Below are 6700 nucleotides of genomic sequence, written 5' to 3' on the forward strand. Positions count from 1 at the left end.
CACCAAGCGTGGGATTGCTGTAACACTGGTTGAGATGGCACCCCAGGTTATGCCCAACCTGGAAGGGGAATTTGCAGGGTTTATCACGAAAGAACTATTGGACTATGGAGTGAAGCTCAAACTGGGTAAATCAGTAGAGGCCATTGAAGACAATAAGGTGCTTATCAATGATGGTACCTCCATCGATACTGATTTTGTTTTGCTTTCAGTAGGTGTTCGTCCTACATTGCAACTTGCAAAGGATGCAGGTCTTGAGATGGGTTCCTCTGGTGGACTCAAGGTTAATGCACAGATGTGCACCAGTGATCCTTCCATCTTTGCTGCTGGGGATATGGTAGAAATTTCCCACAATATCCTTGGGAAAAATGTGAGGATGCCACTGGCAGGACCTGCAAACAGACAGGGAAGAATTGTTGGAGAGAATGCTCTTGGAGGGAACCGTACCTATAAAGGTGTTTCCGGTAGCTCGATTGTAAAAGTATTTGAGGCTATTGCTGGTTCTACAGGTATGAGCCTAAAGGCAGGTAGAGATGCAGGTCTTGATGTCGATGCTGTGGTCGTACACAAGGCAAGTCATACGGCTTATTACCCAGGTTCAGAGAAAGTGAGTTTGATGCTTGTTTTCGATAAAAAGTCCAAGAAAGTACTTGGAGCACAGGTCGCTGGACGGGTAGGGATAGATAAGAGAATTGATGTTATCGCAACTGCAATTGCAGGTGGCCTGACACTTGACGATCTAGCTGAACTCGACTTGGCATATGCTCCTCCGTTCAACTCACCGAATGGCCCAGTCAATATGGCAGCTTTTACCGCAATCAATCACAACACTGGGTTCAGCCCCTCTGTTTTGGCACAGGATTTCGAGCACTTCGTCATGGAACAGCAGCCTATTGCAATCGACCTTCGTGATCCGATCAGCTATGGAAAGGCCAATCTACGCGGGACCAACAACTTGAGCCAGGATATGATCAGGGAGAATCTGGACAAGATTCCCAAGGAGAATCCTATCATCCTTATCAGTGATGATGGGCAGAAGGGTCACGTAGTACTTAGAATGCTCAAGGGTGCAGGGTTCGAACGTGTGTTTAACTTGAGTGGTGGTTATATCAGTCTAGAGCGACATGCAAGAGCCATTGGTTTCCAATATCTTCAGGTAGGAAAGTATCCAATATTGAAGAAGTCAGTAGAGGATTCCAAGGAAGCGAAGAGAGAAGAAACTGATGAATCTGAAACACTTGCTTCTGAAGGTCCGATTGTGCTTGATGTTCGAACTCCGATGGAATTTGAAATGGGTGCATACCCAGGTGCCATCAATGTTGGACTCGATTCCCTGCAGGAGTGGGCTGAAGGAATAGAAGATAAAGATCGAGAGATCATCATCTATTGTGCTTCAGGAGCCCGATCCAGCTATGGCATGCGTATCCTTAACCAGATGGGATTCACCAATGTGGAAAATGGTGGTGGTCTGCATAATATGATGGCCAGGGGCTAATCATTCTGTTTGTAAACAAGCCGGGTTTTCTGATTAACAGGAAGACCCGGCTTTTTCTTCCTATGCCAAGTCTCGTATGTATGGTATATTGCCTTTTATGAAAACCATGAGAAATATTCTAATCCTCAGCTTTGCTCTTTTACTTGGGCTGCTTTCTTCTTGTACCTCGACACAATTATCCAGTGATATTGATATGTCTGATCCCAGAAGAGAGGACCTACAGGTCCTTATGACTACCCTTGAGAATAATCATCCTGATCTGTATAGCGTGCACAAAGAAAAGGACTTCAAGGCTTTGTATGAGGAAATACTGGTATCGGCTCCCCAAATGGAAGATATTGAATTCTATTTCGCCGTGCGTGAACTCGTCGCCCAGGTTGGTGATTCCCATACGATGGTTGGATTTCCCAAGGACATCGCTGCAAGCTTGCATGCGCTTCCTATCCAGATTGCATATGTCAACAATGCATGGCGCCTGATTGTGGTAGAGAAGAGCCAAGAACCAATGCTTGGTTCTGAGGTGCTCAGTCTCAATGGGGTGTCCATTGAGCAGATAATGGAGATGGCAGAACCCCTGGTTGGTTATGATAATCAGGTATGGTTCAACCAAAATGTTTCCCAGCTACTCAACATTGCAGAGTTCTACACATATGTAGGAATAACAGAGAATGCCAGTGATCCCATTACACTTACCATCGATCATCGCACCTGTCAGAATGTTTCTTCATCTTCAATTACACCAATTTCAATCACTGAGTTTTACCAGAAAGAGTTTGTGACTCTGTATGACAATCCTTCCCGTACAGGTAGTGCACGTGTCTACTACCGGACTGAGTTTTTGGACACACAAGAAGCTATACTCTTCATCCAATACAATGTCTGTGCTTCTGACCCTGCTTTCCCCATCGATGCCTTCATCGAGGAGACCTTGGCTCTTGTATCCTCCAAGAAACCTTCTAAGATCATTGTTGATCTCAGATATAATGGAGGAGGCGACTCAAGCTTGGCAGAACCCATGATTGATGGATTGGCAAGGTATCAGAGAGCACAGGGTTTTACACTGGATGTGTTGATTGGAGAGCGTACATTCTCCTCTGCTCTGATGAATGCAGTACAGCTCAAGCAGCGCTCAAACGCAACGCTTGTGGGAACTCCCACGGGAGGGAGCGTGAATCACTTTGGGGAAGTGAAGACCTTCACCCTTCCCAATAGCGGGATTCCCGTACAGTACTCGACAAAGTTTTTTGTCATGGACAAGTCACACCAGGGTGGTTCACTACAGCCAGATGTATTCGTTACTCCTACTGTTGAGGATTTGCTCTCTGGAGTTGATACCGTGGTTCAGACACGTATCGAATGATAAGGGTAAGTACGCTTGAAAGTGCAGAAAATGTCCTTTTCCAGGTTGTCTACGAACATATACTGAGAAGATTTTCCCATAAATCATAATTTCTTCCGATAGGATCTATTACCCATTGCTCCTTACACTGTTGATGAAAATCAACAACGAGGAGCATTTTTATGCACAAAAGAACAAAACGACTTATTCCTATTGCAATCATTCTCATTGCATTCCTTCTGATCATTTCATCCTGTACGCATACAGCGACTATACGTGATCAAGCAGGCGATAGGCTGGAGTTGGAAGTAGATAGCAGGGAACGTGTATCGATCAATGGAACAAAACAGGCAATCTATTTGGCAGGAGAGAAAAGGGACAATCCCATCCTTCTCTGGCTTGATGGAGGACCTGGAGGCTCAGAGGTGGGTTGGGTAAGAATCTATCTGGGAGATTTGCATAAAGACTTCACCATAGTCTGCTGGGACCAACGTGGAGTTGCCGCAAGCTATGCAGCAGCGAAGAAGGGCATGGAGGTTGAGCACTATGTTGAAGATGTCATTGCACTCAGTGAGCTCTTGGCAGAACGATTCAATCAAGAGAAAATTTTTCTCCTTGGGCACTCCTGGGGTGGATTTCTGGGTTCCCTTGCAGCTGTAGAGCGACCTGATTTATTCCATGCTTTCATTGCTGCCTCCCCACATATCAACTCGACTGAGAACGATACGATCGGATATAAGATGATACTTGAAGGTGCAAAACAACGAGGAGATTCGAAAACCATCAAAATACTTGAGAAAATTGGATTACCTCCTTACGAAAAGATTGATAAAGAGGGAAATCTGGTAGGAGATGGAGAAGCCTATTATGCGTTACTTTCACGCCTTTATTCATACAGTCCCAGTGCTCCAAGTGATCAGGGTTTTCGTTCAGAGAAAATGTTTCTTGCACCTGAACACTCATTTTTCTCAAAAATCAATCTGGTCAGAGGTGTGATTCGAGGAACCAAGACAGTCTATCCAAAGATTCGGCATCGTAGTCTGGAAGAGGAAGCCAATCGATTTACCATACCACTGTTTGTAATCAATGCCGCATACGATATGACGTGCGTTTCAAGTATCACCGAGCGTTGGTATGAAAGCGTAGAAGCGCCTGAAAAGAAGATGCTTTATTTAGAGAATTCTGGACATAATGGTATTTATACAGAAAGCGATCGTTTCATGCAGTTTATGAAGAATCATGTTTTAGAAGTGTCAATTTCAAAATAGATACTTAAGTTTTTCTGTGTAAAATGGAAAGATGATGACCGGAGTTCTCTCCGGTCATCACTTGAAAAAGATTGCATGTCAGTCAGCCAAGAGAATAAGGGCATCATGGGCCTTTATCGTGACATCCCCATTAACCATCTGGCCGTTGTTGGTAACAGTATCCAATCTGCCTTTGATGTGTCTGAGATTTGTCCTGTTCAAAGGTCCCTTGATATCCCTTAACGATACCGTTTTATCCTCATTGGTAGCATTGACTATGACAATGCCATGTTCAAAATCTCTTCTGTAGAGTCCACTATCGCTTTTACTGATCTTCACATTGGAAACTTCTACCACGCCTTTCTTTCCAATATTGAGCATACAGCTCATGATTTGTTTGGCGGGTACGGTAGTGTGGAAGATCACATGACCTGAGGAGCCTTGCAAAACAGAGGAGAGGGGGTAGTAGTCTATCCAATTATTATCCAGTGAGATGTTGAGCGTTGGATTGGAAGTTGATGTTTCCAGGATTTTCCAATCCAACTCAATAATGTACTGCCTGCTCTCTGTCTCCTTGGTTTTTTGTTTGAAGAGTTCAACGTACTTGGTTCTTCGATTTCCTAGCAGTATGGGCTCAGAAATGCTCAATACCACCTCCTCATTGCTTGACAGCTGCTCCGCATCTGACAAGGATTTCCCAAGCCAGCCTTTCCCCGACATATCGTCAGTACTTCGACCCTGAGGTGTAACCAGAAGCTCGTCGAAGAAGAAGGGAGCACTACGACCGTCTACCAAGTCATACTCATAGAAGGAATCGGTTAAAAGAGCAGTCCCCAGTGCAAACCGATTAAGCGGATAGTCGGATTCGAGTGGCTCACGTTTTCCATCGGTAAACTCTAGAGGAGTTGCTTCAAGAAGAATGATTGCTGGGTCAAGAAGCATGTCTTCCAATTCCCATACATGGTTTACCAGATGACTCCATTGTGCCTCTCCAAACCAATCTTTTTCTCCATCATTATGATACCAGCCCCAGTTGAAATTTCGGATTGTCATCCCATTGCAGAAAGGGGCAAGAATAGGATCGATCAGGTGTCCTGGAATCAGTAATGTATTCATGCCAGCTTTTTCTCTGAGTGACCTGAGCATCGTCAGAGAAGATGCAACTGTCATTTCATGGATCCAAGGAGGTGTCTCATCCTTTTTCTGGTTTGCATTATAGTCGGCGTCTACCTTGGTTTTATAGCTAATACCCTTAATCAAATCGTTACCACGATCCAGGAGTTGCTGAAGGTATACCCCATCCCAAGTACCATCCTCAATGTGAAGATCGAACATGGTTTCCTTCCAGTAATCAAGGTAGGTTTGCCCGCTGCTGTTTGGTGGACAGAAGGGAGATATATTCAACAGCAATGTATCGACGCCATCAGTGTCATTGATTCTCTTCCCTTTTGCTGTGGTGAGGATCCAATCCGGATCAATGCCGCGGATGAAAGAAATTTCAGCATTGGCAAGCGTGTTGGGCATTTGCTCCTGCATGTATTCATCACCTTCCCAGAATGTATGAGTTGTCACCGAGGGAAGAAGGAGAATCGAGGGATTCTGCGTTCGCATCCTTAATGCAAATGCGGGATCATTGGTGCTGGTAATCTCATGCAGTGCGAGCAAGACATCGTTGTAGGCCAATTTCTTCTCAAGTTCAAAGAGACTCATCCATGGTGTATCGCCTTGAGCAGATCCACTTCCATCAGAAGCGACCCATTCACCATATGCGGTAAAGAAATCGCCAAGGCGAGGATATACTGCCTGCAAGGCAGGTATTTCAGAGGCAGGTTGTACCGGTATCTGTTTCGATAGCTTGATATTGGTGAATTCCATCTCTACATCATCATGGATTCCCAACTCCATGATATAGGTTCCATCGGAAGTTCCTGTTTTTACTGCACCTGTATAGTGTCCTTCCTGTACGTCATATGCCGGTACATTAAGCATGCCACGATCTGTGGCGGTATTTGACTCTAGAAACAGCCGTACCCAACCAAGATGTTCGCGGTTATTGACGTTCTTATTCACCTTGTAGTCAAATTCCAAGAGAATGACACTATCCTTGGGTATGGTCATTACCTCTGGATTTGTCCAAACACGGGAATATCCTTTAGTGAAGATACTGGAACCACCTTCTACTATGGTACTTGGTTTGATTGAGAAATTTCCTTCCCCTCGAAGAAAAAGTGAGTGACCGTGTCTCACGGCATCCCCATGTTCCTCTGCGACAACCTTTCCAGTTTCTAAGTCAGTTATCACAATATCGCGAACAGCAATGGAACCTTTCCTGACGATATTCATAAGGAGTATGTAGTCAGGATAGTTCTTAAGTCGTGCAGTGAAAGATGCTTCTTCTTGGCTGCCCTCGGGTTCTGTAATGAAGATACTGTCACCTACCCAGTCGTTTCGAGAGGCCCCGGTATCAGAGTAGAAGATTACCTCGAATCCTTCGTCTGGGGTTTCCAGTACCTTATACGTGAATTGTACTTCATAGAGCCCATTTGCTTTGAATTGTATAGCCTCGAGGTCAGTGGAATAATATTGCCGATAATCACGTTCCCCTTGTGACCTCCCCACAAT

General features: G+C 44.8%; 4 protein-coding genes. 3 read left to right on the plus strand and 1 reads right to left on the minus strand.

The window, feature by feature from the left end; translation table 11 throughout:
- The 3 genes from JF818_RS11970 to JF818_RS11980 form a co-directional block, all read left to right on the plus strand.
- Positions 1 to 1492 (plus strand): FAD-dependent oxidoreductase (locus tag JF818_RS11970; protein ID WP_198892233.1); only part of this gene is annotated, 1492 nt, incomplete at its 5' end.
- Positions 1493 to 1589: 97 nt separating this feature from the next.
- Positions 1590 to 2852 carry a S41 family peptidase gene (locus JF818_RS11975; RefSeq protein ID WP_198892234.1) on the plus strand — a complete coding sequence of 421 codons (1263 nt, stop codon included), beginning with the start codon at positions 1590 to 1592 and terminating at the stop codon, positions 2850 to 2852.
- Positions 2853 to 3013: 161 nt separating this feature from the next.
- On the plus strand, positions 3014 to 4099 hold the full coding sequence (locus tag JF818_RS11980) for an alpha/beta hydrolase (RefSeq protein WP_198892235.1): 1086 nt from the start codon (positions 3014 to 3016) through the stop codon (positions 4097 to 4099).
- A 78-nt stretch (positions 4100 to 4177) separates the two neighbouring features.
- Here JF818_RS11980 and JF818_RS11985 read toward each other — a convergent pair.
- Positions 4178 to 6700, minus strand: a 2523-nt coding sequence (locus JF818_RS11985) for a hypothetical protein (RefSeq protein ID WP_198892236.1), incomplete at its 5' end; no start/stop codon positions are given.

Origin of the sequence: Sphaerochaeta sp. S2 (assembly GCF_016406725.1) — a bacterium.
Lineage (GTDB): Bacteria > Spirochaetota > Spirochaetia > Sphaerochaetales > Sphaerochaetaceae > Sphaerochaeta.